The organism is Chryseobacterium sp. DZ-32 (genome assembly GCF_059587025.1).
Genome location: NZ_JCAIOM010000007.1, coordinates 75150 through 100038, shown reverse-complemented (window position 1 = coordinate 100038; position 24889 = coordinate 75150). Strand labels below are relative to the sequence as shown.

Here is a 24889-nt window from a genome sequence, read left to right as displayed (position 1 = left end):
TAAAGACTGAAGTTTTGATTAAAAAAAAGACAGAGACTGAATCTCTGTCTTTTTATTTATTTCAGTGAAGAAAATTCAATGAATTCATATTCTGCGGAAGAGGTAAAAAGTTGTCTAAGTACTGCTGCATGTCCATTTCCTGCAATGACAAGAATTCTGTCTTCTCCGTTGTGAGGAATGTTTTGAATATTGCGGAACATTCTCAGGTTTCTGCTGTACCAGTAAAGAGCGAGCATATCGGCGCCGTCATATTCTCTTAGTGTAAAGTCACCGCTAAGATAAGCCCCGTATCCGTACTGATGGCTTTCTTTGGAATTCATATAAGTAAAAGTGTCCAGAAGAGATTTAAAATTTTTAGGCTCAGAACTCTTGTAGAAGGCAATAAACTGTTGGGAGATCGGGTCATCACTTCTGAAATCATAATCCTTGCTGAGGTTTTTAAAAAATGCAGAATCAGTTTTCCCAAAATGTTTTTCAAGGTCATCCAGAATAGATTCTGCGTCAATGCTGAATAATTCAGTTATTTTGAGTTCACTGGCTATTCTCATAGCAAGCTGATAACGCTCATCTCTTTTGTCACGGTGTTTGCCTTCGCTGTATTCCTTCAGCTTTTGATTGGCATTCCAGCCCGGCCAGGCCTCAATTGCAATCTTTGTCGGCTTAAATCTTTTGATATATTCTACCAGTTCTGTGACTTCTTTTGCTGTTTTGGGAGAAAGTACATCTACCTGATCTTCTTTATTGGTTTTATGGGCATCCAGATTTGGATAATCAAAATGAAAGGAGCCTACCACCAAAACCTTCGTCTTTGGATTTTTAAAATAATCTGAAGGCTTTTTTTGAGCGAATACTGATGTAGAAAGGCATACAAGAAAAATATAAATAAAGGTTTTCATGAGTTTATTTTTTTAAATTACTGTTACATTATTATTGTGCACGGTTTTTCTCTTCGAAATTCACCGCTCTGTTATTGGATTTGATTTTCTGGTTCCCCAAATTATAGGTAACGCTGAGTGTCATTCTTCGGGCATCCCAATAGTTGTTGAATGACTGTGTATTATCTGTAAAATACATATCACCCTTATATCCGGACTGTTTAAAAATATCACTCACCGAAAGATTAACCTGGAGTGCTTTTTCCACAAAGCTCATCTTTATTCCGGCGTCAAGACTTGCTCTGTTCCTTACAGCGGTGTATCCGTCACGGGAAGGAAGATTATGCCAGTAGTTGACAAATAGCATGAACGTTTTAGCTTTATTCAGCTGGAACGTATTATTGAGGGAATAATAAAATGACTGTCCGTTTTTAGGAACCAGATTGAACCTTGTAATCTGAGTCTCATTATAACTGAACGAAGTCGAAATATTGCTTTCCCAGATTTTAAAGAAAGTATCTGTGTAATTCAGATTGATACCATAATTATCCTGATTATAGTAATTCTCAAACGTACTGATGAGGTTAATTCCGGTCAGGAATGTGATCTGGTCAAAGTTATTTGTTGTTCTCTGGTAGTAAAGATTAGCCGAAAACTTACTTTTAAACATATAGTTAAGTTCTATATTATGATTAAAAGAGGGCTGCAGGCTTGGGTTCCCTGAATAATACGTGTTCGGATTGGAATACCATCGGAACGGATCCAAAGCCCGGAAATAGGGGCGGTTGATTCTTCGGGAATAATTGATACTGAACTGATTATCCTGATTGGCTTTATAAGAAAGATAGGCCGTAGGGAAGAATTTACCGTAATTATTCTCAGATTTTGCCTGTGTAGAAGGAGAGAAACCGCTGGATTGTGAATATTCATAACGGATTCCTGCTTTCACAGACCATTTTTCGCCAAGATCTTTACTGACGCTGATATAAGCGGCATAATTTTTTTCATTATAATCAAAAAGATTGCTTTTTGCAGGGTCTATGGTGTAATTTCCATTGATAGAATTAAAATATCCGATGTCAGAATTATTGGAAAACTGACTGTATTTTGCTCCGGTTTCCAACTGTATTTTTTTGAAATTTAAAGATAAATCTGCCTGCCCCGAATAGATCTTATAATCTACTGAAGAAAGATTTTTTACGATCTGTGTTGAGTTGTTAGCGACATTTCTTGTGGTAAAATTTACCTCTGTATCGGGCAGATTTCCATAATAATTAGCACCTATGCTGAGCTTATGTTCCCCAAATTTCTGATCAAAATATAAATTAAGCATCTGTGAAGTAAATGAAGAACGGTGCTTTGAATCTGTGTCTGTTTGCAAAGTAGGAGTGGTCCCGGTAAAGTAATGTTGTTTTGAATTGATATCCATATTGGAATGTCCTTTCGAAATATCATATACCAGTCCGATATTGGAATTTTTGGAAAGAGAATAATCAATATTAACATTCAGTCCCAATCCGTCATTCATATCCCGTCTTTCATCCCTGCTTACAGAAGAGCTTTGCCCGGTAATTTTATAATTTTCCACCGATCTTTTATCTCCGTCATATCCCTGAAGCTTGATAGATGCTTTCACTTTTTCATTCTGATAGTTCACTCCTGCCACGGTGCTGAATGCTGCATAGGTCTTTTGGGTATAATTCGTGGTCAGGTAGCCGCTCCATCCAGGATTCTGATTCTTTTTAAGAACAATATTGATTATCCCGCTGTTTCCCTGAGCTTCGTATTTGGCAGGAGGAGTGGTGATTACTTCAACTTTCAATATGTTTTCCGAACGAAGGTTTCGAAGATAGTTAATCAACTCAGATCCGGAAAGATTCAGCATCCGGTCATTAACCATCACAGCAACGCCATTTTTTCCGGCAATGGACAGCAGTCCTTTATTTTCATCAACCTGCAGTAAAGGTGTTCCTGCCAAAACTTCAGTTCCCGAACTACCCTGTGAAAGCATCGAGTTCTGAACGTTGTAAACAAGACGATCCACTTTACGTTCCACCAGAACTTTTTTACCGTTCACCGTAACTGCTTCTATTTTGTTGACGTTGGCAGTGTCTTTGGTTTGTGCTGCCGAAAAAGAACAAATCAGGGTGGCTATAAATACAATGTGTTTTTCCATATTATAAATGACAGATTGAATGATATTTATATTACATTTCTCTGACAAAAGTACCGGAAGAGGTTCAATGAGAAAACAGCATTTAGATGAAGAAGACAATTATTCATGTCAAAAAAGTTTCGTCGGAAAAAAACAGGTTTTTGTCGAAAACAATTAACGAATTATGCCTTTAGAGATTTATATTTGATTATGAATAAAAAGCAAATTATCTGGCTTCAAATTATTTACTGGAGCTTCAATTTCATAGGAACTGTCATTACTCCTAATTTTTTTGTTCCGGAAACTAACCGTCGGGAAATACACATTCTGAGGGTTACATTTTTTATTGTAAAAATTGTGACATTTTATATATCGTATTTCTTTATTTTTCCAAAAGTTTTTAAACTTGAGAAACTGTATTCGGCAGTTTTTGTTTTTATGCTGACCCTGTTATGTTTTGCAGGAATGAGATATGCTTTGGAAGAAATTATTCTGCCTTCTACTCTTGGCTTTCGCAATTATGATGAAAATACAGGACTTCTCTACTATCTTTTTGATAATATATATAATAGCTCTCTGACTACTTTCATTGCCGGGATTCTATGGATTCTGGAGAAATATGGAGTGGCTGAAAATGATAAAAAGCAGCTTCTGATCGAAAAGAAACAGGCTGAACTTCAGGCTCTGAAAACCCAGATCAATCCTCATTTTATTTTTAATTCATTAAATAATATCTACTCGCTTGTCTATCAGAAATCGGATAAGGCGCTTCCGGCTATTGAAGAACTGGGGCAGCTGCTGAGGTACAGCACGAAAGACCTTGAAAAAGATTCCATTTCGCTTGATAAAGAAATCGGATATATTGATAGTCTTATTGCACTGGAGAAACTCAGGATCAGAAATCCCGAACTGCTGATCATAGAGAAAAATATTCAGCATCCTCACCTTAAAATTTCTCCGATGCTGTTGGTTCCTTTCGTGGAAAATGCCTTTAAACATGGGGATTTCCGTGATAAAGGTTTTGAAATGAAAATCTCAGATCATCATAAAGTTCTGCATTTTTATCTTTTAAATTTTAAAACACAGAAAATAAAAGATACTGTTTCAGGAATAGGAATTCAGAATGTGAAAAAAAGACTGGAAATTCTGTATCCTAAACACCAGCTTGAGATCAAAGATTCGGAAACGGAATTTATTGTAGATTTAAAAATTGATTTAAGAGATGAATAAGTTAAAATGCATTATCGTGGATGATGAGCCGCTGGCCATCTCACTTCTTGAACATTATGTGGAAAAAATTCCTTTTCTTGAACTGGTTTTTTCCACAGAAAATCCGATTCACGCCCTTGAATACCTTCAGAAAAATGATTCAGATCTTATCTTTCTCGATATTCAGATGCCGGAGCTTACGGGAATCAATTTTATGAAAATTGTAGGAACCCATCAGAAATATATTTTAACAACGGCCTATTCTGAATATGCACTGGAAGGCTATGAACATAATGTCGTGGATTACCTTCTGAAACCTGTTTCTTTTGAAAGATTTCAAAAAAGTGTTTTAAAGGCTCAGGAGCGTTTTTCTTTTCAGGAAGAAAATACCCATTTCTTTGTGAAGTCTTCGGGACAAAAACATCGCATAGGCTTTCACGAGATTCTTTACGTTGAAAGTATCAAGGACTATATCAATATCCGGACGGAAAATGATGAGTTTATCGTTCTGGATACTCTTAAATCAATGGAAAGCCAGCTTCCTGAAAAATTTGTAAGAATTCATAAATCTTTCATTGTCAATCTGGATAAAGTGAAAAGTATCGGGGCTAAAAAAGTGATTCTTCCTGATGATGAGATTCCTATCGGAGAAAGCTATAGAGCAGGTCTTCTTGATAGAATTTCATAATAATCATATGAGAGCTACAGGTTTCTAAAACCTGTAAGGTTTGGAATAATGTACCACAAAGTTCAGCAAAAGAAATTTTAAGACATTTAAAATAAAAAAGACGGCTTCAACTGAAGCCGTCTTATATTAATTAATCTAACAATTAATCTTATTTTTCCTGTTGTTTGATCAGGTTCAGCGCAGAACCAGCTTTAAACCAATCAATTTGCTGATCGTTGTAAGTATGGTTCGCCATGATGATATCTTTAGTTCCGTCAGTATGAATGAACTCTAAAGTAAGTTGTTTTCCCGGAGCGAACTGATCAAGATCTAAGAAATTAACAACATCATCTTCCAAGATCTTATCATAGTCTGCTTCATTAGCGAAAGTGATTCCAAGCATTCCTTGTTTTTTAAGGTTGGTTTCATGAATTCTCGCGAATGATTTTACCAATACAGCTTTCACTCCTAAATGTCTTGGCTCCATGGCAGCATGCTCTCTTGAAGAACCTTCACCATAATTCTGGTCTCCTACAACGATTGTTGGAATACCAGCCGCTTTATAAGCTCTTTGTACAGCCGGAACCTCACCGTATTCACCAGTTAATTCACTTTTAACTTTATTGGTTTCCATGTTGTAAGCATTCACCGCTCCAATCAACATGTTGTTTGAAATATTATCCAGGTGACCTCTGTATTTCAGCCATGGTCCAGCCATAGAAATGTGGTCGGTAGTACATTTTCCGAAAGCTTTGATCAGTACTCTTGCTCCTGTAATGTTTTTACCGTCCCATGCCGGAAATTCTTCCAATAGCTGAAGTCTGTCTGAAGTTGGGCTTACATTCACAACAACTTTAGAACCGTCCTCTGATGGAGCCTGGTATCCGTTGTCGTCTACAGCAAATCCTTTTGAAGGAAGTTCGAAACCTTTAGGCTCGTTAAGTTTTACCTGTTCACCTGCTTCGTTAGTTAATGTATCCGTAATCGGGTTGAAATCCAATCTTCCTGAGATCGCTACAGCAGCTACCATTTCAGGAGAAGCTACAAATGCATGGGTATTTGGGTTACCGTCAGCTCTTTTCGCAAAGTTTCTGTTGAAAGAGTGGATAATAGAGTTTTTCTCTCCTTTTTCCGCACCTTCTCTGTCCCATTGTCCGATACATGGTCCACAGGCATTGGTAAAAATTCTTGCGTTTTCAAATTTTCTGAAAGAATCCAGGAATCCGTCTCTTTCTGCTGTAAATTTTACCTGTTCAGAACCTGGATTGATTCCCAGGATAGCTTTAGGTTTAACGCCTTTTGATACTGCATCTTCTACAATGGAAGCCGCTCTTGATAAATCTTCATAAGAAGAGTTGGTACAAGAACCGATAAGCGCCCATTCCACTTCTAATGGCCATCCGTTAGCTTCAGCTTTAGCTCTGAATTCAGCAACAGGAGTCGCTAAGTCCGGAGTGAAAGGTCCGTTTAAGTGAGGTGTCAATTCAGAAAGGTTGATTTCTATTAATTGATCGAAATATTGTTCAGGGTTAGCATATACTTCAGCATCCCCCGTTAAGTGTTCAGCAATTTTATCAGCGGCATCTACTACGTCCTGTCTTCCTGTAGCGGAAAGATATCTTCTCATAGAATCATCATATCCGAAAGTAGAAGTGGTAGCCCCGATTTCAGCACCCATGTTACAGATCGTACCTTTACCGGTTGCGGAAAGAGATTCTGCACCTTCACCGAAATATTCCACGATACATCCTGTACCTCCTTTTACGGTAAGAATTCCGGCAACTTTTAAGATCACATCTTTTGCAGAAGTCCATCCGTTCATTTTACCGGTTAATTTTACTCCGATAAGTTTAGGCATTTTAAGTTCCCAGGCCATTCCTGCCATTACGTCTACCGCATCAGCACCTCCTACACCAATAGCAACCATTCCCAGTCCGCCGGCGTTTACCGTATGCGAGTCGGTACCAATCATCATTCCTCCGGGAAATGCATAGTTTTCCAGGACAACCTGGTGAATAATACCTGCTCCCGGTTTCCAGAATCCGATTCCGTATTTATCACATACAGAGCTTAAGAAGTTGAATACCTCGGAGTTTTTGTTGATCCCTTCCTGTAAGTCTTTATCAGCACCTACTTTAGCCTGGATAAGGTGATCCGCGTGAGCAGTAGAAGGAACAGCCACTTTAGCTTTTCCTGCCTGCATAAACTGTAAAAGTGCCATCTGTGCGGTAGCATCCTGCATCGCTACTCTGTCCGGTGCAAAGTCCACATAAGAGTTCCCTCGTTCATACGCTTGTGTAGCATTTCCTTCCCAAAGGTGGGTGTAAAGGATTTTTTCTGAAAGGGTAAGAGGTTTTCCCACAATTTGTCTTGCTGCTGCAATTCTTTCAGGGTAACGTTCGTACACCTTTTTGATCATATCAATATCAAAAGTCATATCGTATTTTAGTTTTGTTCTTGTTCTGTTAATGCTTCTTTTCCCTGTGTTGAAAAAGAAAATCACTTATCTATGCATCAAAAAACGTTCCTATAATCCATAAACAGGGTGTTTTTGATTCTGAAATCAATAGATTTTATAACTTTCAATTTAAGAAAAATTAGAATTTATTTTCCAGCTTTTATCGAAAAAAAAACGTAACTATCATAAAATAGAAACGTTCTAAACAAAAAAATGGAAGATTTTAAATCCTTAAGGACTAAAATCTTCCAATAATATAGTTATTCAATAGTCTTGCGACTTATTATCAATCTCTTAGTGAGCGCTTGTACTTGTTAATTCTTTAATAGAAGGAACAAAAGTAGTAAGGTCAATTCCCTCAACAGCAGTTTTATACTCATCGATGCTAGGAATTCTTCCGATGATTGCGGAAAGAACAACAACGGGAGTTGAAGCAAGCAGGGATTCTCCTTTTTTACGTTCAGAATCTTCAACTACTCTTCCCTGGAAAAGACGGGTAGAAGTTGCTAAAACAGTATCTCCTTTAGCTGCTTTTTCCTGGTTACCCATACAAAGGTTACATCCCGGGCGCTCAAGGTACATTACGTTTTTGTACTCTGTACGTGCTTCTCCTTTTGGAGCGTTGTCATCAAATTCAAAACCGGAATATTTTTCCAGTAATTCCCAGTCTCCTTCAGCTTTTAATTCATCAATGATATTATATGTAGGAGCTGCCACTACAAGCGGAGCATTGAATTCTACTTTTCCTTGTTGCTTTTCAAGGTTTCTCAACATCTGGGAAACGATCTTAAGGTCTCCTTTGTGAACCATACAGGATCCTACGAAACCAAGGTCTACTTTTTTCTCACCTCCATAGTAAGAAAGGTCTCTGATGGTATCGTGAGTATATCTTTTAGATACATCGTCATTGTTTACGTCCGGGTCAGCAATCATTGGTTCAACAATTACATCAAGGTCTACAACAACTTCAGCATAATATTTAGCGTTTGCATCAGGAGTCAAAGCAGGTTTTTCACCTGATCTGATTTCTGCAATTCTCTTATTTGCTTTGTCAATTAATCCCTGAAGAACTTTGTTGTGATTATCCATACCCTTGTCGATCATGATCTGGATTCTGCCTTTTGCAATTTCCAGTGATTCGATCAAAGTATTATCTTCAGAAATGTTGATAGAAGCTTTTGCCTTCATTTCAGCAGTCCAGTCTGTAAATGTAAATGCCTGGTCAGCAGGAAGTGTTCCGATATGAACCTCAATGATTCTACCCTGGAATACATTTTCTCCTCCAAACTGCTTTAACATCTGAGCCTGCGTTGCATGAACCACATCACGGAAATCCATGTGAGGCTTCATTTCACCTTTGAAAGTTACTTTTACAGATTCAGGGATCGGCATGGATGCTTCACCGGTAGCCAATGCAAGCGCTACAGTTCCTGAGTCAGCTCCAAAAGCAACTCCTTTAGACATTCTGGTGTGAGAGTCACCACCAATAATGATAGCCCACTCGTCTACAGTGATATCGTTAAGAACTTTGTGGATAACGTCAGTCATGGCGTGGTATTCACCTTTCGGGTCACGGGCTGTAATCAGTCCGAACTCGTTCATGAATTTCATCAGCTTAGGAATGTTAGCCTGAGCTTTTTTATCCCAAACGGAAGCCGTGTGGCATCCGGACTGATAAGCACCATCTACGATTGGAGAAATCACAGTTGCTGCCATTGATTCTAATTCCTGAGCGGTCATCAAACCTGTTGTATCCTGAGATCCAACAATATTAACCTGTACACGAACGTCAGAACCGGCGTGCAGAACTTTTCCTGGGGTAGTTCCCACAGCATTTCTGTTGAAAATCTTTTCTACAGCAGTAAGTCCCTGTCCTTCATGAGAGATTTCTTTTGAAGGAGCAAAAACCGTCGGCGCTTCAATACCTAAAACCTGAGCAGCAAATGTCTGTAGTTTTTTACCAAATACGACCGCGTAAGATCCTCCTGCTCTGATGAATTCCATCTTTTGCGGAGTGAAAGATTTGGTAAGGTCGATCAGTTCCTGGTCGCCGTTGTATAATTTCTTTTCTTTTGTATTGATTGTTAAAACAGTTCCTGTTGCTACTGAATATGCTTCTTCAAGAACAATGTCACCGTTTTCATTACGAACCGGGTTCCCGTTTTCGTCAACTTTCTTTACCCAGTTTTTAAGGTCAATACCGATACCTCCGGTAACGTCTACTGTGGTAAGGAAGATCGGAGAAATACCGTTTGTTCCTCCTACAATGGGAGCAATGTTGACGAATGGTACGTATGGGCTTGCCTGTTTTCCTGTCCAAAGAGCAACATTGTTTACTCCTGACATTCTGGATGATCCTACACCCATTGTTCCTTTTTCAGCGATCAGCATAACGCTTGCATCAGGATGCTTTGCCTGTAAAGCTTTGATTTCTTCCTGAGCTTCAGGAGTGATCATACATTTACCGTGAAGTTCACGGTCTGATCTTGAGTGAGCCTGATTACCAGGAGAAAGTAAATCTGTAGAAATATCTCCTTCACCAGCAATATAAGTAACTACTTTAATTTCTTCAGCAACTTCAGGAAGTTTAGTGAAGAATTCAGCTTTTGCGTAGCTTTCAAGGATTTCTTTTGCAATTTCGTTACCGCTGTTGAATGCTTCTTTCAGACGGTTCGTATCTGCTTCATAAAGGAAAACCTGAGTTTTAAGAACGTTGGCAGCTTCTTTAGCAATAGCTGCATCATTACCTAAAGCAAGGTCCAGCAGCACCTCAATAGAAGGTCCGCCTTTCATATGAGACAATAATTCAAAGGCAAATGCCGGGGAAATTTCTTCTACTACGGATTCACCCAGAATAATTTCTTTTAAAAATTTTGCTTTTACTCCCGCTGCACTCGTAGTTCCGGGTAGTGTGTTATAAATGAAAAATTTAAGAGAGTCCGGTCGGTCAGCATTATCTGAATCTTTAATTTGTGCAATGATTTCGCTTAGTAATTCAGCACCATCAATTGGCTTTGGATGAAGCCCCTGGGTTTTTCTTTCTTCAATCTCTTTGATGTAATCCTTATAAATACTCATAATAGAAGGTCTTTCAAAATTAAAGCTAGGTCAGCTTTTTCTTTACCGGTGTGTATAAATACAATTAATGACATTTTGAGTTCTCGCATTTTGATGCAACATTAACCGAATAAAGTCAGCATAATCCACACTTTTTCAAAAGTTTTTTAAAATTATCAAACATTTCAAAATGTCCCCAAAATTACGAAATTTTACAATTTTATAAGAATGAAATTATTTAGATTCTTTATAAATATGAATTTTATAATATCTATTTTTGGTCGTATTTTTGTAATCAAATGGAGAATATGAAAAATATCCTGAATGTTTTATGTGTTTTTATTTCGATTTTCGTTTTCTCGCAGACCAAATCTGTGAAGAAAATTCCTGTGAAAAAAAGAACAAAAAGCACGGTTAAAAAAGCAGCTTCAGCCAGCAAACCTAATGCTGATCTGGTAGTGATCAATAAAGATCTTCCTGTTTTGATTCCTAAGAAAAAAGGAGATCAGTTCGGGTATGTCAATCAGAACGGGAAATTTATTATTCAGCCGGAATATCATATTGCCGTATTTTTTTATGAAGACTGCAACCTTCTGAATTCTCCTAATGAAAAAGTGAGAAAATTTGGAACAAAAGACTATGCTACGGTGGAGAAAAATATGATTTCTTACCGCATAGATCAGTCTGGTAAGAGAGTCTATCAGTTCAAAGATACCGATTTTGGAAAATGTAAATTTGAAGAATATAAACAACAGTTATTCCAGGCGTATATCCTTAATGGTTTTTATGGAATCATTGAAAAATCAAAATTTGTGAATGCGGCCGACTACAGACAGTATCAGATCTATCCACAATATCAGTATCTTTTTATTCTTGAGGGTGATGATGTTGCGAATCCGATGATTGTTGCCTCCAATAATGATAAATTCGGTATTATTGATGTTAACAATAAAGTGATTATTCCGTTTGAATATTCCAATATTAAAAGAAATTTCAGCTGGAAACTGGGTAAAATGTTTGAAGTGACAAAAGACGGCTCAAATTACTATTATATCGATGCCAACAACAAAACTTACTAGAGAATGATAAATGATGAATGATTCATTTGATAACTCCTATTTTTCGTAGTATTTTTCAATTACGTAACCCGCAACCTAACAACCCACATCTCGCACCTCGCAACCCACTATCCCGCATCTCGAAACCCAAATTCCAATTCATATATTTTTTGTAATTTTGCAACTGAAATAAAGGGGTGCTTTAACAGGCTGAGATTATACCCAATGAACCTGGAACAGGTAATGCTGTTTAGGGAATTGAAAATGTACCAATGAAACAGTATAACAATATACCAATTGCTAGACTGTTAAATTAATAAAATTGTTACATTATTGCTCAACCCCTTTTATTCATTAAATGTTAAAGATTTATAGAATGAAAGGATTATTTTTTTTAGGACTTACCGTAGGAGCTGCGGCTTTTATACAGGCTCAGAATAAAGATTCCCTAAAGGTGAGGGAAATTGAAGCAGTCAACTTTACCAAAAGGCTTCCGGTAGCAAAGGAAATCGTCAATGTACAGAAAGATCTGGACAGTAAGAATCTGGGACAGGATCTTCCTATTCTTTTGAAAAACCAAACTTCCATTATTTCGACGTCAGATGCCGGAAACGGGGTAGGATATACCGGTTTCAGAATCCGTGGAGTTTCAGGAAGTGCCATCAATGTTATGATGAACGGTGTTCCATACAACGACTCTGAAAGCCAGGGAACCTTTTTTGTCAACGTTCCGGATTTGACAAGTTCTGCCTCACAGATTGTCATTCAGAGAGGAGTAGGAACTTCCAATAACGGGGTTTCTGCCTTCGGAGCAAGTATTAACGTACTTTCTAAGGATCCTGAAGAGAAATTTTATTTTAAAACGGATGACAGCTACGGATCATTTAATACTTATAAATATTCAGCAGAAATTGGCTCAGGGAAATTCTGGAAAAACCGACTTTCCGTGATGGGAAGATATACTCATATTCATTCTGACGGCTATATCGACAGGGCTTCATCCAACTTACATTCTTATAATTTCACTGCTTTATTTGAAGAAGGGAATACAAAATTACGTTTAATGGCTTTTGGCGGAAAAGAGAAAACGTATCAGGCATGGAACGGGATTGATCGTAAAACCTGGGAGACCGATCCTAAATTCAATATTTCAGGAGCCATTTATGATGCCAACTGGGAGAATATTGTAAGTTTCTATGATAATGAAACGGATAACTACAGACAGAACCATTATCAGTTGCTTTGGGAACAGAAATTCAACGACCGCTGGAATCTGGAAACCACTTTCCACTATACAAAAGGAAAAGGATATTACGAAAACTACAAGCAGGGAGATCCGTTTTCAAGATATAACCTTCCCAATATAACAGAAGGAGGGCAAACGATAAAAGCTTCAGACTTTATCAGAAAAAAATGGCTGAACAACGATTTCTACGGAATGGTTTCTACATTGTACGGAAAGTTTGAAAATTTAGATCTGAACTTTGGTGCTGTGGTCAATCAGTATTACGGAAGACACTATGGAAATGTTACCGGCGTGTTTTTCCCTCAGATTGAGGAAAGCGAATATTATAGAAACCGCTCTGTAAAGAATGAGGTGTCTGGTTTTGCAAAAGCTTTATTAAGATTGAATAATTTTGAATTCTTTGGTGATTTGCAGCTCAGAAAAATCAATTACAAGACAAAGATTCTGACGGCTGGTGATGGTGAAGGAGCAGATTTAAGTAAAAACTGGCTGTTTTTTAATCCAAAAGCCGGAGTAAATTACAGAATTGACGGAGGTAAAATATTCCTTTCTTACGCCCACGCCCATCGTGAACCCAACAGAGACGATCTGATGGCTAATAATGATGTAAAAGCAGAAAAGCTTCACGATATTGAAGCCGGTTTTGAAAAACAGTTCGGAATCGTTTCTTTTACTGCGAATGTGTATTATATGTATTATGTGAACCAATTGGTTCTGAACGGAGAACTGAATAACGTAGGGGCATTTATCAGAACAAATTCAGGGAAGAGCTACAGAAGAGGTATTGAGGTTGGTGCTTTGGCAAAACTATCCAAACAATGGGAGGTTTCCGGTAACGTAACATTAAGCCAGAACAGAAATCAGGATTTTAATATTCAGAATGGTGATGTTCCTAAAAGCCTTGGAAATACTCAGATTTCATTTTCTCCAAATGTTATAGCCAATTTAGGCTTGAAATTCAATCCTACAAAAAAATTCCAGTTTGCTTTAATGAATCAGTATGTAGGAAAACAATATCTGGATAATACCGAAGATGCCAATCTGCAGCTTAAAGATTATTTCCTTACAGATTTCAATGCGCAGTACCAGTTTAAAATTGCCAATAATGAAATTGCATTAAAGCTATTGGTGAATAACCTGTTCAATAAGAAATATGTGAACAATGGATCTGTTTATGATGGGCAGCCTTATTATTTTTCACAGGCAGGAACGAACTTTATGTTTGGAGTAAGCTGGAAAATTCAGTAATTGACAAATCGGTGTTTGCTTTTTAGTAGATTTACCATTTTTAAACTTAAAAAAAGCAGTTTAAATAACAGTATATCTGTTTTAATACAGAATAATCAAAAGACTGTTCCGGCAGTCTTTTTTATATCCATTAAATATTACAAAAAGTCCCGAAAAAGTTATAAATTTGCTGCCAAATGAATATTTCAGCATATATTTTAGAATACTTAAAACAATTTGGAACTGCCACAGTTCCAGGCTTTGGGGTGTTTTCACTGAAAAATTCTAAGGCAATTATCAATTCTGAAAACGGAAGCATCTTGCCTCCGGCCAGCCAGATTGAATTTGCCATAGATTATGAAGTCCGGGCTGAAGACCTTACTGCTTTTATTGCAGAACAAAAACAGATGTCTCTGGAAGCTTCAAGAAGTGATCTTAAAATTCAGACTGATTTTTGGAAGAAAAAACTTCAGGCCGAACAGGTTCTTGACATTCAAAACCTTGGAACCGTTTTCATTGAAGAAGGACATACCCATTTCAAGGGAAAAAGAATAGAATCCGGACGTCCGGATTTTTACGGATTGGAAGAAATCAGATTTTCAGATATCAATAACGGGGAAAAAGTAAATGCTTCTGTGAATCGTGAAAAGGATTTTAAATTCAAAAAAACAATTCTTTGGCTTTTCCTTCTGATTATCCCGGTTCTTGGAATTGTATACCTGGCGTTTACCCAGCAGGAACTTCTTTTCGGAAAGAAATCTTTCAATAATGTTTCAGTACAAACTTCTACCCATAGGATCGTAAAAGATACGGTGAAGATGAAAGTACATACTCCGGAAACACCCGTTACAGATTCTTTGAAAAAAGATTCATTAGTAAAACCCGCCGGAAAAGTAAAGCAATCTGCTCCGGCTGTCCCAAACAACACTAAGACTAGATGGCAAAAATAAAAAAAGCGTCAGAATCTCTGACTATTATGACCAATATCGTTCTTCCGAACGAAACCAACTCTTTAAGAAACCTTTTCGGTGGTGAGCTTTTAGCAAAAATGGACCGTTGTGCGTCTATTTCAGCAGCAAGACACTGTGAAAGAAGAGTAGTAACAGCTTCAGTAAACCACGTATCTTTCAATCACCCTATTCCGGAAGGAGGTGTAGTTGTACTGGAATCTAAAGTTTCCAGAGCATTTTCTACTTCCATGGAAGTGTATGTAGATGTATGGTTGGATGATCCAATCAACCAGAAGAAAGTTCATACGAATGCTGGGATTTATACTTTCGTTGCAGTAGATGAATTCAACCGTCCGATTCCTATTCCGGAAATGATTCCTGAAACAGATGAGGAGAAAGAAAGATTTGCAGCGGCATTCCGTAGAAAAGAACTTTCATTGATCCTTTCCGGAAGAATGAAACCTTTGGAGTCTGTAGAACTTAAAAAACTATTCCAGGAACCACAGGAGTCTAAGAAAGAAAAGAAATAAAACACAAAAAACGCACATGACGGGCACAAATTTTCACAAATGGTTTGTGCTCAGTCAGATGAAAAAAAATAAGCAAAATGGATATTTCAGAAAATGATATATCAAAAATAGTCTACGAAGCAGGGTTATGATGAGGTTAAAATGGATCTTGGTCATAGACTTGACTTTTTGATTGAAAAAAAATTTGTGCTGGAAATAAAATCTATAGAATCATTACAGGATATTCATTTAGCGCAAATACTTGCCTACCTTCGCCTAAGTAATTGTAAACTTGTGATGTTGATCAACTTCAATACACTTCAGTTTAAAAATGGTGTTAAGAGAGTAATTAACGGTACCTTATAATTTGTGCTATTTGTGAAATAAATTAGTGACATTTGTGTTTAAACTATGAAAATACTTCTTTTAGATAAAAACCATCCTCTCATCACTGAACAGCTTTTGGCTAAGAACTTTATCCTGGAAGAGGATTTTACATCGTCTTATGATGAGGTTTGCGATAAAATTGAGAACTACGACGGAATTATCATCAGAAGCCGTATTCCATTAGACCGGAATTTTCTGGAGAAAGGGAAGAATCTGAAGTTCATTGCAAGAGTAGGGGCCGGAATGGAAAATATTGATATTCCTATTGCAGAAAAACTGGGAATTCAATTGATCAATTCTCCTGAAGGAAACAGAGATTCCGTGGCAGAACACGTTGTGGGAATGCTTCTGGTGATCTTGAACAGACTTTTTATTGCTTCCCAGGAAGTGAAAAACGGGATCTGGAAGCGTGAAGAAAACAGAGGAGATGAGCTGTTGGGAAAAACAGTGGGATTGATTGGCTATGGTAACATGGGAAAAGCTACTGCAAAAAGACTTTCAGGGTTCGGATGTAAGGTGATTTTCCATGATATTCTTCCTGATCTTTCAGATGAATATGCAACACAGGTTTCACTGGAAGAACTGAAACAGTCTGCAGAGGTCGTAAGCCTGCATATTCCTTTAACTTCAGAAACCCACTATCTTATTAACGAAGCTTTCATTGCAGAGATGAAAAACGATTTTTATTTTGTCAATACTGCAAGAGGAAAAAATGTGGAAACTAAAAGTTTAGTAGAAGCATTGAAGTCAGGGAAAGTAAAAGGTGCATGTCTGGATGTTTTGGAATATGAAAAATCTTCTTTCGAGAACATTGAATCGGAAAATGAAGACCTGAAATATCTTCTTGAATCGGAGAAAGCCATTGTCACACCCCACATTGCCGGATGGACCCATCAAAGTAAAGAAAAACTGGCTCAGTTTATTGTAGATAAGATTGTAGCTTCACACTGTTAAGTTGTTTAAAAAATAAAATATAAAGGCGGATTTACAAAAAGTAAATCCGCCTTTTATGATGATTTTGCCCTTCCATATTTTACTTTTCCATCCATTTATGTTAAATAATTCATAATATCCCCATCATACTTATTATTTATTTCGAGTTTTATTAAATTGCCGCTCATTTTTGAATCTCATGACGACGCGTAATTTTGTACTTATTTTAACTGTTCTATTATCAATATTTTCCTGTAAAAAAAAGTCTGAAGCCAAAGAAGTTTCGGCTGAAAATACAACCAATCTGCCCAACTATGGAAATGTAGATCTGAGTGATATTTTTACAAAGGGTGACGGACAGCTTTTGAACAGACAAACTACCGTAAGTTATATAGACCAGTATTACAAAAAGATATGGGAAGGAGGAGACCTTAGCGGTGGAATTCTTGTTGCCAAAGGTGATGAAATCCTGTATGAAAATTACAGAGGTTTCGGAAGAGAAGGAAATCAGATGCCGATCGACAAAAATACACCATTGCATGTCGCTTCAGTTTCAAAGACTCTAACGGCAATGGCTATGATGAAACTGATAGAGGCCGGAAAAATAAAATTAACGGATCATCTTACTCAGTTTTTTCCGGGGTTTCCATACCCGAATGTTACTGTTCAGACTTTGCTGGATCAAAGAAGCGGTCTTCCGAAATACGAATATTTTATTACCAAAATACAGCCTGTCCCGGCAGAACTGTCAAAACCTTTCATTACCAATGAAGATGTTTTGAATATGATTATCAAGTATAAACCAGATCTGGCAAGAGATACGGATACAGGATTCATGTATTGCAATACGAATTTTGCTTTATTGGCTTTATTAATTGAGAAAGTGACTAAAACTCCTTTCCCTCAGGCGATGAAAGAAATGGTTTTCACACCATTGAAAATGAATAACACGTACATCTTCCAGGAAAAAGATATCCCTACAGCTTCGCAGTCTTTCTATTATGGAGGAAATAAGTTGTATCCTTTAGACAGACTTGATCTGATTTACGGAGATAAAAATGTGTACACGACACCAAGAGATTTATACAACTTCTCAAAAGCAATGTTTTCGAAAAATTTCCTGAAACCGGAACTGATGCAGATGGTATTCACTCCTTACAGCAATGAAAAAGCAGGAATGAATAATTATGGATTAGGTTTCCGAATGAAAATATTCGATAATGGCGAGAAGCTGACCTATCACAACGGATGGTGGCATGGCACCAACTCGGTATTTGCCCATCTTTTAAAATCTAAGGTTACCATTGTAGCTATTGGAAATAAATATTCAAACAAAGTATATACGGCTCTTGCATTGTCCGGTTTATTCGAAGATTTCCCTTTGCAGAAGGAAAAGCTGCATACCGTTATGCACGACAATAAAGATACTTTGAATTCCGGACAGGAAGTTTTTGGAGAATAATGTTTACTTTTGCCTAAACATTTTCATGAAAAGGTTTCTTTTATTACTTATTATCTGTTTTCTTGTACATTCATGTGCAAGAGTAGGATCTCCTGTCGGAGGGCCTAAAGATACCCTGGCACCCAAGTTTTTAAGCTCAAACATTGATACAACAAGAATCAATGTCAAAAGAGATATTCGTGAACTCCGTCTGGATTTTGATGAATATGTGACATTGAAGGATATCAATAAAAACCTGATTATTTCACCTCCTATTAAAGGAATAACGAGAATACTTCCATCGAATATTGCCAACAAATTTGTTCTGATTCAGTGGACAGATACCCTTCAGGCCAATACCACCTATAATTTCAATTTTGGAAATTCAATTGTTGATAATAACGAATCTAATATACTAAGGTATTTCAATTTTGCTTTTTCCACAGGAGACAAATTGGATGATTTGTATATCAGTGGTGAAGTAAAGGATGCCCTCGATACTAAAAAGAAAACCGGAACTACAACAGAAAATAAGCTAGTGGTAGGATTGTATCAGGTAAAAGATACCATGGATTACAAGAAAAAGCCTTACTATATCACTAAGGTAGATGAAGATGGATATTACGAATTAAATTATCTGACTCCCGGAAAATACAAAATTATTGCTTTTGAAGATGAGAACGGAAATTCAATGTATGATCCTGGAAAAGAAAAAGTTGGATTCCAGAAAGATCCGGTGAATGTTGAGAAATCCATTTCAGGATTAAACTTAAAGGTATACCCTTCCAAAAAACCGGTGAAGTATGTAGAAATGAAAGAGATAGCCGGAGGAGTTCTGATGACCTTTGAAGGAAATCCTGATGAAGTAAAAGTACAGTCGCTGAACGAGAAATTAAAGGATGTCAAGATAACACACAATCCGAAATCAGACTCGGTGAGAATCTGGTTTGATGCTGTAAAGGATAATGTGGGGCAGGAAGCAAATGAAAAGCTGATCTTCACCCATAATAAAGGTCCGAAAAAAGACAGTGCCTACAGTGTTTCTTTATTTTACAGATATAATAAGAAGAATGCTATGGATGTCTTTAGTGATAACGACGGAACCTCTATCGCTCCAAAGGCAGATTTAAAAATTGCATCAAACTATATTGTTGATAAAATTGATCCTTCAAAATGGACTTTAAGAGCCAAAGGAGACAGTTTAACAACTTTACCATTCACTGCTAAAATCTCCGAAACAAATCCTTACCAGATTCATGTTCAATCCGACTTTGTGATGGGCAAAAGCTATGAACTTACAGTTCCTAAGGAAACCGTATCTTCATTTTATGCCAAAAACACCCAATCAAAGCGTTTTGACTTTGATGTCGCCAAAGTAGATCAGTTTGGAAGTGTTGAGTTCTCTGTTTCCAATGCGCCGGAAGCAAATTATTGGATTCAGTTAATGGATTCTGACAAGGTAGCTTATCAGAAATATACTAAAGGAGATAAGGTAAAGTTTGATATACTCAGACCTGGAGAATATATTGTAAGGATTCTGGTGGATAATAACGGAAACAAATATTGGGACGAAGCAGATTTCGCGAATGATATTTTTGCTGAAGATGCTTATATTTTCTATAAAAAAGTTATTGTCAGAGCCTTATGGGAAACAAGAGAGGATTGGGATCTGAAAGATACCAGAACACTTGATAGTCCGAAATCACCAAGTGTAACAACGCCAGCTCCGGCACCTGCCACTCCATCTCCGTCAGAAACTCCGGTGTCTGCAGAACCTGCAGCAACGAAGCAAGTGCAGAAAAAAGAATTTAAATCCGGCAATGCTGTTTTAACTCCAGCTAAGTAAGCAGATGAAGACGGCTAAGAAAATAGTATTCTGGACATTGGTGGCGTTTGCCCTGATTCAGTTTTTCCCTGTTGACAGGGTGAATAAACCCGTTGATTCTGCGGTTAACTTTGTTGATTCAAGGAAATCACCGGAAAAAGTAAGAGCGTTGCTTAAAAACGCCTGTTATGACTGCCATTCCAATGAAACGGTTTATCCGAAATATGCTTTTATCGCACCCATTTCATGGTCTGTAAAAAGCCATGTGAATGAAGGCAGGGAACACCTTAATTTTTCTACCTGGGGAACTTATAATAAGGATTTGAAGGAGAATATGCTGACTAAGTCTATTCAGACCATTCAGAATAAAACAATGCCGATGCCCGGTTATATTGTTTATCATAAAGAAGCCAATCTTTCAGAAGCTGAAAGAGCATTGCTGATTCAGTATTTTGAAGAAATGCTGAAGACTAAAACCTATTAGTTTCCACCATGAAAAAACTCCCGCAGATTTTACAAACAAGCATATTGTTTAAACAATAATCTGCCTGATCTGTAAAATCTACGGGAGAATATTTTACAAAAATTATTTCTTTATATAGCTCTCGAAAAATCTCTTCTGAGAATCGAAAGCGATATCTTCAAGATCCAGATCCTGTAAAGGAATCCAGACTGCTTCTGAGATTTCAGAGAGTTCAAGACTTACCTCAAATTTTTCCGGAACATTGTATTCATAAAAGAGATCGATTGTATTATAGTCAATTTCCTTATATTGATAAATGTTGGGAAGGCTGGTAATGTATTTCAGGTTAGAAATATTGATATCAAGCTGAAGTTCTTCAAAAAGTTCTCTTTTACAGGTTTCCTCTGCACTTTCTTTTGGATCAACAAATCCTCCGGCCAGGTCAAGTTTTCCTTTTTTAGGATCTCTGTTTCTTCTGGTAAGATAAATTTGGTCTCCACATCTGATGACAACTGCTACAGCACCTGCCACATTATTATACAAAGTAAAACCACATTCCGGGCAGCTCCATTTCTTTTCACCATCCCAGTGTAAGGATTCTTTGCCGCAGCTTGGGCAATATTTCAATAGTTTCATTGAGCAATATTAATATTTCTCGGGTGATAACTCAAAATAACATCCCTTAATTCTTCTGTTTTCAGGTGCGTGTAGATCTCCGTTGTTGTAATACTGGAATGTCCCAGCATTTCCTGAATATAACGTAAATCTGCTCCATTCTGTAATAAATGGGTTGCAAATGAGTGTCTGAATGTGTGTGGAGATATTTTTTTGTTAACCCCTGCTTTATCTGTAAGTTCTTTAATAATAAGAAATACAATTACCCTGGACATGGAAGTCCCGCGGCTGTTTAAAAACAGAGTATCTTCATATTTCTTATTGATTTTACCTTTAGAACGAACCTCTTTGATATAACTTTCAAGCAGATCAGCCGTATAATCAGCTAAAGGAACAAAACGGGTTTTGTTTCCTTTTCCGTGTACCTTGATATATTGCTCTTTGAAGTTGATATTGGATATCTTCAGATCGATCAGTTCGGAAACACGAAGTCCGCATCCATATAGTACCTCTATGATGCATTGGTTTCTTTTTCCAAGATCTGTATTGACCTCAATAGCAGCAATAATTTTGTTGATATCAGGCAGGCTTAAAGTATCAGGTAGATATAATCCCAGTTTAGGGCCTTCAAGTAACGCCGCAGGATTGTCTTCACGATATTCATCCTCCAGCAGAAATTTGAAGAAAGCTTTGATGGAAGATATCCATCTTGCCTGTGATCTCTCACTGAATTTCTGTTTGGAAAGATTGAAAATGTATTCCTGCAGGTTTTCGTAACCGATGGAGTCTGGACCGACGTTTTCCAGATCCTCTTCTGCGTAATCTTTTAATTTTTTAATGTCCCGAACATAGGCGTCGAGCGTGTTTTCTGAAAAATTTCTTTCGAAACGAAGAAATATTTCAAAATCTTTGATCTTTTCATCCCAAGTCATTTGTGCTTATTTTTTTAGTTCACAGTCCGATATTTGTTCTATTTCAATGTTATGGTTTCTCAGGAACGATATTCCATCGTCATCCGAATACTCATTAATATACACCAGTCTCGTAATCCCCGCCTGCAGAATCAGCTTGCTGCATTCTTTGCAGGGAGACAGCGTTAAATATAACGTTGCTCCTTTTGCAGATTGGGTAGAGGCCGCCAGCTTTAATATAGCGTTGGCTTCCGCATGCAATACGTACCAGTGTGTTTTCCCGTCTTCATCTTCACAGCAGTTTTCGAATCCCGAAGGAGTCCCGTTGTAACCATCTGAAATAATCATCCTATCTTTTACGATAAGAGCTCCCACCTGTTTTCTCTTACAGTAGGAGAGTTTTGCCCATTCCTGAGCCATTTTTAGATAAGCTTTATCAAACTTATTCATACCGCAGCATTGTTTTTTTTTCGAAATAATTTGGATTAAAATCTTTTAGAAAGATTTAGAAGTTAGGTTTTCTCTTCTCTAGAAACGCAGTAACTCCTTCTTTCTTATCTTCCATTTCAAAAAGTTCTCCGAAATATTTAATTTCAGTTTCAAAACCTTTCTCCGTATCAGATAAATTCACGGCGTTTATAGCCTTCGATATTGCCATTGGTGAATTGTAGGCAATCGTGTTTGCTAATTCTCTCGTTTTGGTTAATAATTCTTCAATAGGGTAAACTTCGTTCACCAGTCCGATCTCTTTTGCTTTTTGAGCAGGGATCATTTTGGCAGAGAAGATCATTTCGTTGGCAATACCTTTTCCTACAAGCTTGGGAAGCCTCTGAGTTCCTCCATATCCCGGAATCAATCCAAGTGTTACTTCAGGAAGTCCTAATCTGGCGTTTTCCGATGCATATCTGATGTGGCATGCCATAGCAAGCTCCAAACCTCCTCCTAATGCAAAACCGTTTACGGCTGCAATGACAGGTTTAGACATGTTTTCAATTTTGTTGAACAATGTATTTTGTCCGTTTCTTGCAAGTTTTTCAGCTTTTTCCTGTCCGAATTCACTGAATTCCTTGATATCAGCGCCTGCTACAAAAGATTTTTCTCCACTTCCGGTAAGGATAATGACTCTGCATGAAGTGTCAGTGTTAAGCTCATCCAGTGCGGTGCTGATTTCCTGAATTGTTTTTGCATTTAAAGCATTTAAACTCTCAGGTCTGTTTATGGTAATGATAGATAATTTATCTTCTTTTTTTAATAATATGTTCTCGTAACTCATTTTTCCACTTTAAAATATCATCCTTTGCAAATTATGAATTTTTTACAAAAAAAAGGAAAAAATATTATTTTTTTTTCCTTTTTTTTAATTTATCATTCAATATGATTATTTGGAATGATTCATCATATTTGCATCAATATTGACATTTAGTTGAGAAGCCACTTTCATGCCAAGCTCAATGTTGGCGCGGAAAAAGTGACATAACTGCCGGTTGATAATCTCATCTCTTTTCGGCCCTGTGATACCACTCATGCTGCCTACAATATTTTTGATCAAATGATCTCTGTCCTCAGCATTCATTGCTTTTGAATACAAAAGCCCCGGTTGGGTATAGTGATCACTGTCATTGTCATTTCTGTTGTAGCTGGCAACATGGGCACTGTCCAGCTCGTATTCGTAGTTTTTATATGATGAATCCGGCTTGATGTCATCAAAACTGTTCGGGTGATAATTCGGTTTATCCTGATAGTGGCTTGAATCTGCCATAAAACCGTCTCTTTGGTAATTGTTGACAGCAAAAGGACATCTGTTCACTTCCAGCTGATGAGCGTTAACTCCCACTCTGTAACGGTGAGCATCAGGATAGGAGAATAATCTTCCCTGCAGCATTTTGTCTGGTGAGAAGCTAATTCCGTTAATTAAGCTGCTAGGTGAAAAAGTAGACTGTTCCACATGGGCGAAATAATTAACAGGTATTTCGTTAAGCTCCATTTCGCCTACTTCAATCAGAGGGAAATCATCGTGGAACCATACTTTGGTTACATCAAACGGATTCCATCTGAAATCTTTTGCCTGTTCTTCTGTCATTACCTGAATGTACATCGTCCATTTAGGGAAATCCCCGTTTTCAATAGCATTGCAAAGATCTTCCTGAGCAAAATCAGGGTTTTCTCCGGCCATTTTTACAGCTTCTTCATCTGTGAAATTTTTGACACCCTGTTTTGTTTTAAAATGAAATTTCACCCACACCCTTTCATTTTTATCATTGATCATGGAAAACGTATGAGATCCGAAACCATGCATATGTCTGTAACCATATGGAGTTCCTCTGTCTGACATTAAGATCAGAACCTGATGAAGCGATTCCGGATTTAAGCTCCAGAAATCCCACATCATTGTGGCGCTTTTTAAATTGGTTTTCGGAACTCTTTTCTGAGTATGAATAAAATCCGGGAATTTTTTTGCATCCTTAATAAAGAATACCGGTGTATTGTTTCCTACAAGATCCCAGTTCCCGTCTTCAGTATAAAATTTTAAGGCGAAACCTCTTGGATCCCTTGCGGTGTCTGCACTTCCTTTTTCACCTCCCACCGTGGAAAATCTTGCGAACATTCTGCACGAGTTTCCTACTTTTGAAAACAGTTTTGCTTTCGTGTACTGGCTGATATCATGCGTTACGGTGAAAGTTCCGTACGCTCCGCTTCCTTTGGCATGCACAATCCTTTCAGGAATTCTTTCCCTAACGAAATGCGCAAGATTCTCCTGAAGAATAAAGTCCTGCAGCAATACCGGGCCTCTTGGTCCTACCGTCTGTGAATCCTGATGTTCAAAATAAGGTGCGCCGTTACTTAAGGTTAATTTTTTAGAATCCATATAATTGATGATTTGAATAATTGTTTCTTTTTCCTAA

The 24889-nt window shown here is 37.5% G+C and carries 19 protein-coding genes and 1 pseudogene; 11 read left to right on the top strand and 9 right to left on the bottom strand.

Going from position 1 to position 24889, the window contains the following annotated elements; all coding sequences use genetic code 11:
- Positions 1–56 precede the first annotated feature (56 nt).
- Positions 57–896, bottom strand: a complete 840-nt coding sequence (locus tag AC59HC_RS09635; protein ID WP_496558500.1) for a DUF5694 domain-containing protein — start codon at positions 894–896, stop codon at positions 57–59.
- A gap of 31 nt (positions 897–927) precedes the next feature.
- The gene (locus AC59HC_RS09630) at positions 928–3051 is read right to left on the bottom strand and encodes a TonB-dependent receptor domain-containing protein (protein ID WP_496558499.1); all 2124 of its coding nucleotides are present in this window, start codon (positions 3049–3051) and stop codon (positions 928–930) included.
- A 189-nt stretch (positions 3052–3240) separates the two neighbouring features.
- Here AC59HC_RS09630 and AC59HC_RS09625 point away from each other — a divergent pair, with 189 nt between their 5' ends.
- Positions 3241–4260 carry a sensor histidine kinase gene (locus tag AC59HC_RS09625; RefSeq protein ID WP_330744256.1) on the top strand — a complete coding sequence of 340 codons (1020 nt, stop codon included), beginning with the start codon at positions 3241–3243 and terminating at the stop codon, positions 4258–4260.
- The gene (locus AC59HC_RS09620) at positions 4253–4927 is read left to right on the top strand and encodes a LytR/AlgR family response regulator transcription factor (RefSeq protein ID WP_496558498.1); all 675 of its coding nucleotides are present in this window, start codon (positions 4253–4255) and stop codon (positions 4925–4927) included. Before AC59HC_RS09625 ends, AC59HC_RS09620 begins: the two co-directional genes overlap by 8 nt.
- A gap of 148 nt (positions 4928–5075) precedes the next feature.
- On the opposite strand, the gene AC59HC_RS09615 is transcribed toward AC59HC_RS09620, so the two are convergent.
- Positions 5076–7343, bottom strand: a complete 2268-nt coding sequence (locus AC59HC_RS09615; protein ID WP_110009967.1) for an aconitate hydratase — start codon at positions 7341–7343, stop codon at positions 5076–5078.
- A 315-nt stretch (positions 7344–7658) separates the two neighbouring features.
- Complete coding sequence (locus AC59HC_RS09610; RefSeq protein WP_202839946.1) at positions 7659–10442, bottom strand: bifunctional aconitate hydratase 2/2-methylisocitrate dehydratase; 2784 nt, start codon at positions 10440–10442, stop codon at positions 7659–7661.
- A gap of 287 nt (positions 10443–10729) precedes the next feature.
- Here AC59HC_RS09610 and AC59HC_RS09605 point away from each other — a divergent pair, with 287 nt between their 5' ends.
- The 9 genes and pseudogenes from AC59HC_RS09605 to AC59HC_RS09565 all read left to right on the top strand — a co-directional run bounded on the left by AC59HC_RS09605 (position 10730) and on the right by AC59HC_RS09565 (position 20481).
- Positions 10730–11500, top strand: a complete 771-nt coding sequence (locus tag AC59HC_RS09605) for a WG repeat-containing protein (protein ID WP_496558497.1) — start codon at positions 10730–10732, stop codon at positions 11498–11500.
- 355 nt (positions 11501–11855) lie between these two features.
- Positions 11856–13973 (top strand): TonB-dependent receptor, encoded by a 2118-nt coding sequence (locus tag AC59HC_RS09600; protein ID WP_496558496.1) that lies wholly within the window; start codon positions 11856–11858, stop codon positions 13971–13973.
- Positions 13974–14149: 176 nt separating this feature from the next.
- A complete protein-coding gene (locus AC59HC_RS09595; protein WP_137904773.1) occupies positions 14150–14902 on the top strand; it encodes a hypothetical protein in 753 nt (250 codons plus the stop codon).
- Positions 14890–15432 carry an acyl-CoA thioesterase gene (locus tag AC59HC_RS09590; RefSeq protein ID WP_089695037.1) on the top strand — a complete coding sequence of 181 codons (543 nt, stop codon included), beginning with the start codon at positions 14890–14892 and terminating at the stop codon, positions 15430–15432. Before AC59HC_RS09595 ends, AC59HC_RS09590 begins: the two co-directional genes overlap by 13 nt.
- A gap of 138 nt (positions 15433–15570) precedes the next feature.
- A pseudogene (locus tag AC59HC_RS09585) lies at positions 15571–15777 on the top strand (GxxExxY protein); the annotation flags it as partial.
- A 45-nt stretch (positions 15778–15822) separates the two neighbouring features.
- Positions 15823–16752, top strand: a complete 930-nt coding sequence (locus AC59HC_RS09580; RefSeq protein WP_496558495.1) for a 2-hydroxyacid dehydrogenase — start codon at positions 15823–15825, stop codon at positions 16750–16752.
- 178 nt (positions 16753–16930) lie between these two features.
- On the top strand, positions 16931–18193 hold the full coding sequence (locus AC59HC_RS09575) for a serine hydrolase domain-containing protein (protein ID WP_429812229.1): 1263 nt from the start codon (positions 16931–16933) through the stop codon (positions 18191–18193).
- A 25-nt stretch (positions 18194–18218) separates the two neighbouring features.
- Positions 18219–20018, top strand: a complete 1800-nt coding sequence (locus AC59HC_RS09570; protein ID WP_411414501.1) for an Ig-like domain-containing domain — start codon at positions 18219–18221, stop codon at positions 20016–20018.
- Between the two features lie 4 nt (positions 20019–20022).
- Positions 20023–20481 (top strand): heme-binding domain-containing protein, encoded by a 459-nt coding sequence (locus AC59HC_RS09565; RefSeq protein ID WP_202839934.1) that lies wholly within the window; start codon positions 20023–20025, stop codon positions 20479–20481.
- 102 nt (positions 20482–20583) lie between these two features.
- Here AC59HC_RS09565 and AC59HC_RS09560 read toward each other — a convergent pair whose 3' ends face one another.
- From AC59HC_RS09560 to AC59HC_RS09540, 5 genes are all read right to left on the bottom strand, one after another.
- The gene (locus AC59HC_RS09560; protein WP_202839932.1) at positions 20584–21096 is read right to left on the bottom strand and encodes an NUDIX hydrolase; all 513 of its coding nucleotides are present in this window, start codon (positions 21094–21096) and stop codon (positions 20584–20586) included.
- Entirely contained in the window at positions 21093–22007 is a 915-nt protein-coding gene (xerD, locus tag AC59HC_RS09555; protein ID WP_110009878.1) for a site-specific tyrosine recombinase XerD, read from the bottom strand. The genes AC59HC_RS09560 and xerD overlap by 4 nt, the downstream gene beginning before the upstream one ends.
- A gap of 6 nt (positions 22008–22013) precedes the next feature.
- Positions 22014–22436, bottom strand: coding sequence for a deoxycytidylate deaminase (locus tag AC59HC_RS09550; RefSeq protein ID WP_007844123.1), 423 nt, complete (start codon positions 22434–22436; stop codon positions 22014–22016).
- 55 nt (positions 22437–22491) lie between these two features.
- Positions 22492–23259 (bottom strand): enoyl-CoA hydratase/isomerase family protein, encoded by a 768-nt coding sequence (locus tag AC59HC_RS09545; protein WP_496558494.1) that lies wholly within the window; start codon positions 23257–23259, stop codon positions 22492–22494.
- 105 nt (positions 23260–23364) lie between these two features.
- Positions 23365–24852 (bottom strand): catalase, encoded by a 1488-nt coding sequence (locus AC59HC_RS09540; protein WP_343639431.1) that lies wholly within the window; start codon positions 24850–24852, stop codon positions 23365–23367.
- Positions 24853–24889: the final 37 nt, after the last annotated feature.

Excerpts from the sequence above, each read along its gene's own strand:
- AC59HC_RS09635 (WP_496558500.1), bottom strand. The coding sequence starts at position 896 with ATGAAAACCTTTATTTATATTTTTCTTGTATGCCTTTCTACATCAGTA.
- AC59HC_RS09630 (WP_496558499.1), bottom strand. The coding sequence starts at position 3,051 with ATGGAAAAACACATTGTATTTATAGCCACCCTGATTTGTTCTTTTTCG.
- AC59HC_RS09625 (WP_330744256.1), top strand. The coding sequence starts at position 3,241 with ATGAATAAAAAGCAAATTATCTGGCTTCAAATTATTTACTGGAGCTTC.
- AC59HC_RS09620 (WP_496558498.1), top strand. The coding sequence starts at position 4,253 with ATGAATAAGTTAAAATGCATTATCGTGGATGATGAGCCGCTGGCCATC.
- AC59HC_RS09615 (WP_110009967.1), bottom strand. The coding sequence starts at position 7,343 with ATGACTTTTGATATTGATATGATCAAAAAGGTGTACGAACGTTACCCT.
- AC59HC_RS09610 (WP_202839946.1), bottom strand. The coding sequence starts at position 10,442 with ATGAGTATTTATAAGGATTACATCAAAGAGATTGAAGAAAGAAAAACC.
- AC59HC_RS09605 (WP_496558497.1), top strand. The coding sequence starts at position 10,730 with ATGAAAAATATCCTGAATGTTTTATGTGTTTTTATTTCGATTTTCGTT.
- AC59HC_RS09600 (WP_496558496.1), top strand. The coding sequence starts at position 11,856 with ATGAAAGGATTATTTTTTTTAGGACTTACCGTAGGAGCTGCGGCTTTT.
- AC59HC_RS09595 (WP_137904773.1), top strand. The coding sequence starts at position 14,150 with ATGAATATTTCAGCATATATTTTAGAATACTTAAAACAATTTGGAACT.
- AC59HC_RS09590 (WP_089695037.1), top strand. The coding sequence starts at position 14,890 with ATGGCAAAAATAAAAAAAGCGTCAGAATCTCTGACTATTATGACCAAT.
- AC59HC_RS09580 (WP_496558495.1), top strand. The coding sequence starts at position 15,823 with ATGAAAATACTTCTTTTAGATAAAAACCATCCTCTCATCACTGAACAG.
- AC59HC_RS09575 (WP_429812229.1), top strand. The coding sequence starts at position 16,931 with ATGACGACGCGTAATTTTGTACTTATTTTAACTGTTCTATTATCAATA.
- AC59HC_RS09570 (WP_411414501.1), top strand. The coding sequence starts at position 18,219 with ATGAAAAGGTTTCTTTTATTACTTATTATCTGTTTTCTTGTACATTCA.
- AC59HC_RS09565 (WP_202839934.1), top strand. The coding sequence starts at position 20,023 with ATGAAGACGGCTAAGAAAATAGTATTCTGGACATTGGTGGCGTTTGCC.
- AC59HC_RS09560 (WP_202839932.1), bottom strand. The coding sequence starts at position 21,096 with ATGAAACTATTGAAATATTGCCCAAGCTGCGGCAAAGAATCCTTACAC.
- xerD (WP_110009878.1), bottom strand. The coding sequence starts at position 22,007 with ATGACTTGGGATGAAAAGATCAAAGATTTTGAAATATTTCTTCGTTTC.
- AC59HC_RS09550 (WP_007844123.1), bottom strand. The coding sequence starts at position 22,436 with ATGAATAAGTTTGATAAAGCTTATCTAAAAATGGCTCAGGAATGGGCA.
- AC59HC_RS09545 (WP_496558494.1), bottom strand. The coding sequence starts at position 23,259 with ATGAGTTACGAGAACATATTATTAAAAAAAGAAGATAAATTATCTATC.
- AC59HC_RS09540 (WP_343639431.1), bottom strand. The coding sequence starts at position 24,852 with ATGGATTCTAAAAAATTAACCTTAAGTAACGGCGCACCTTATTTTGAA.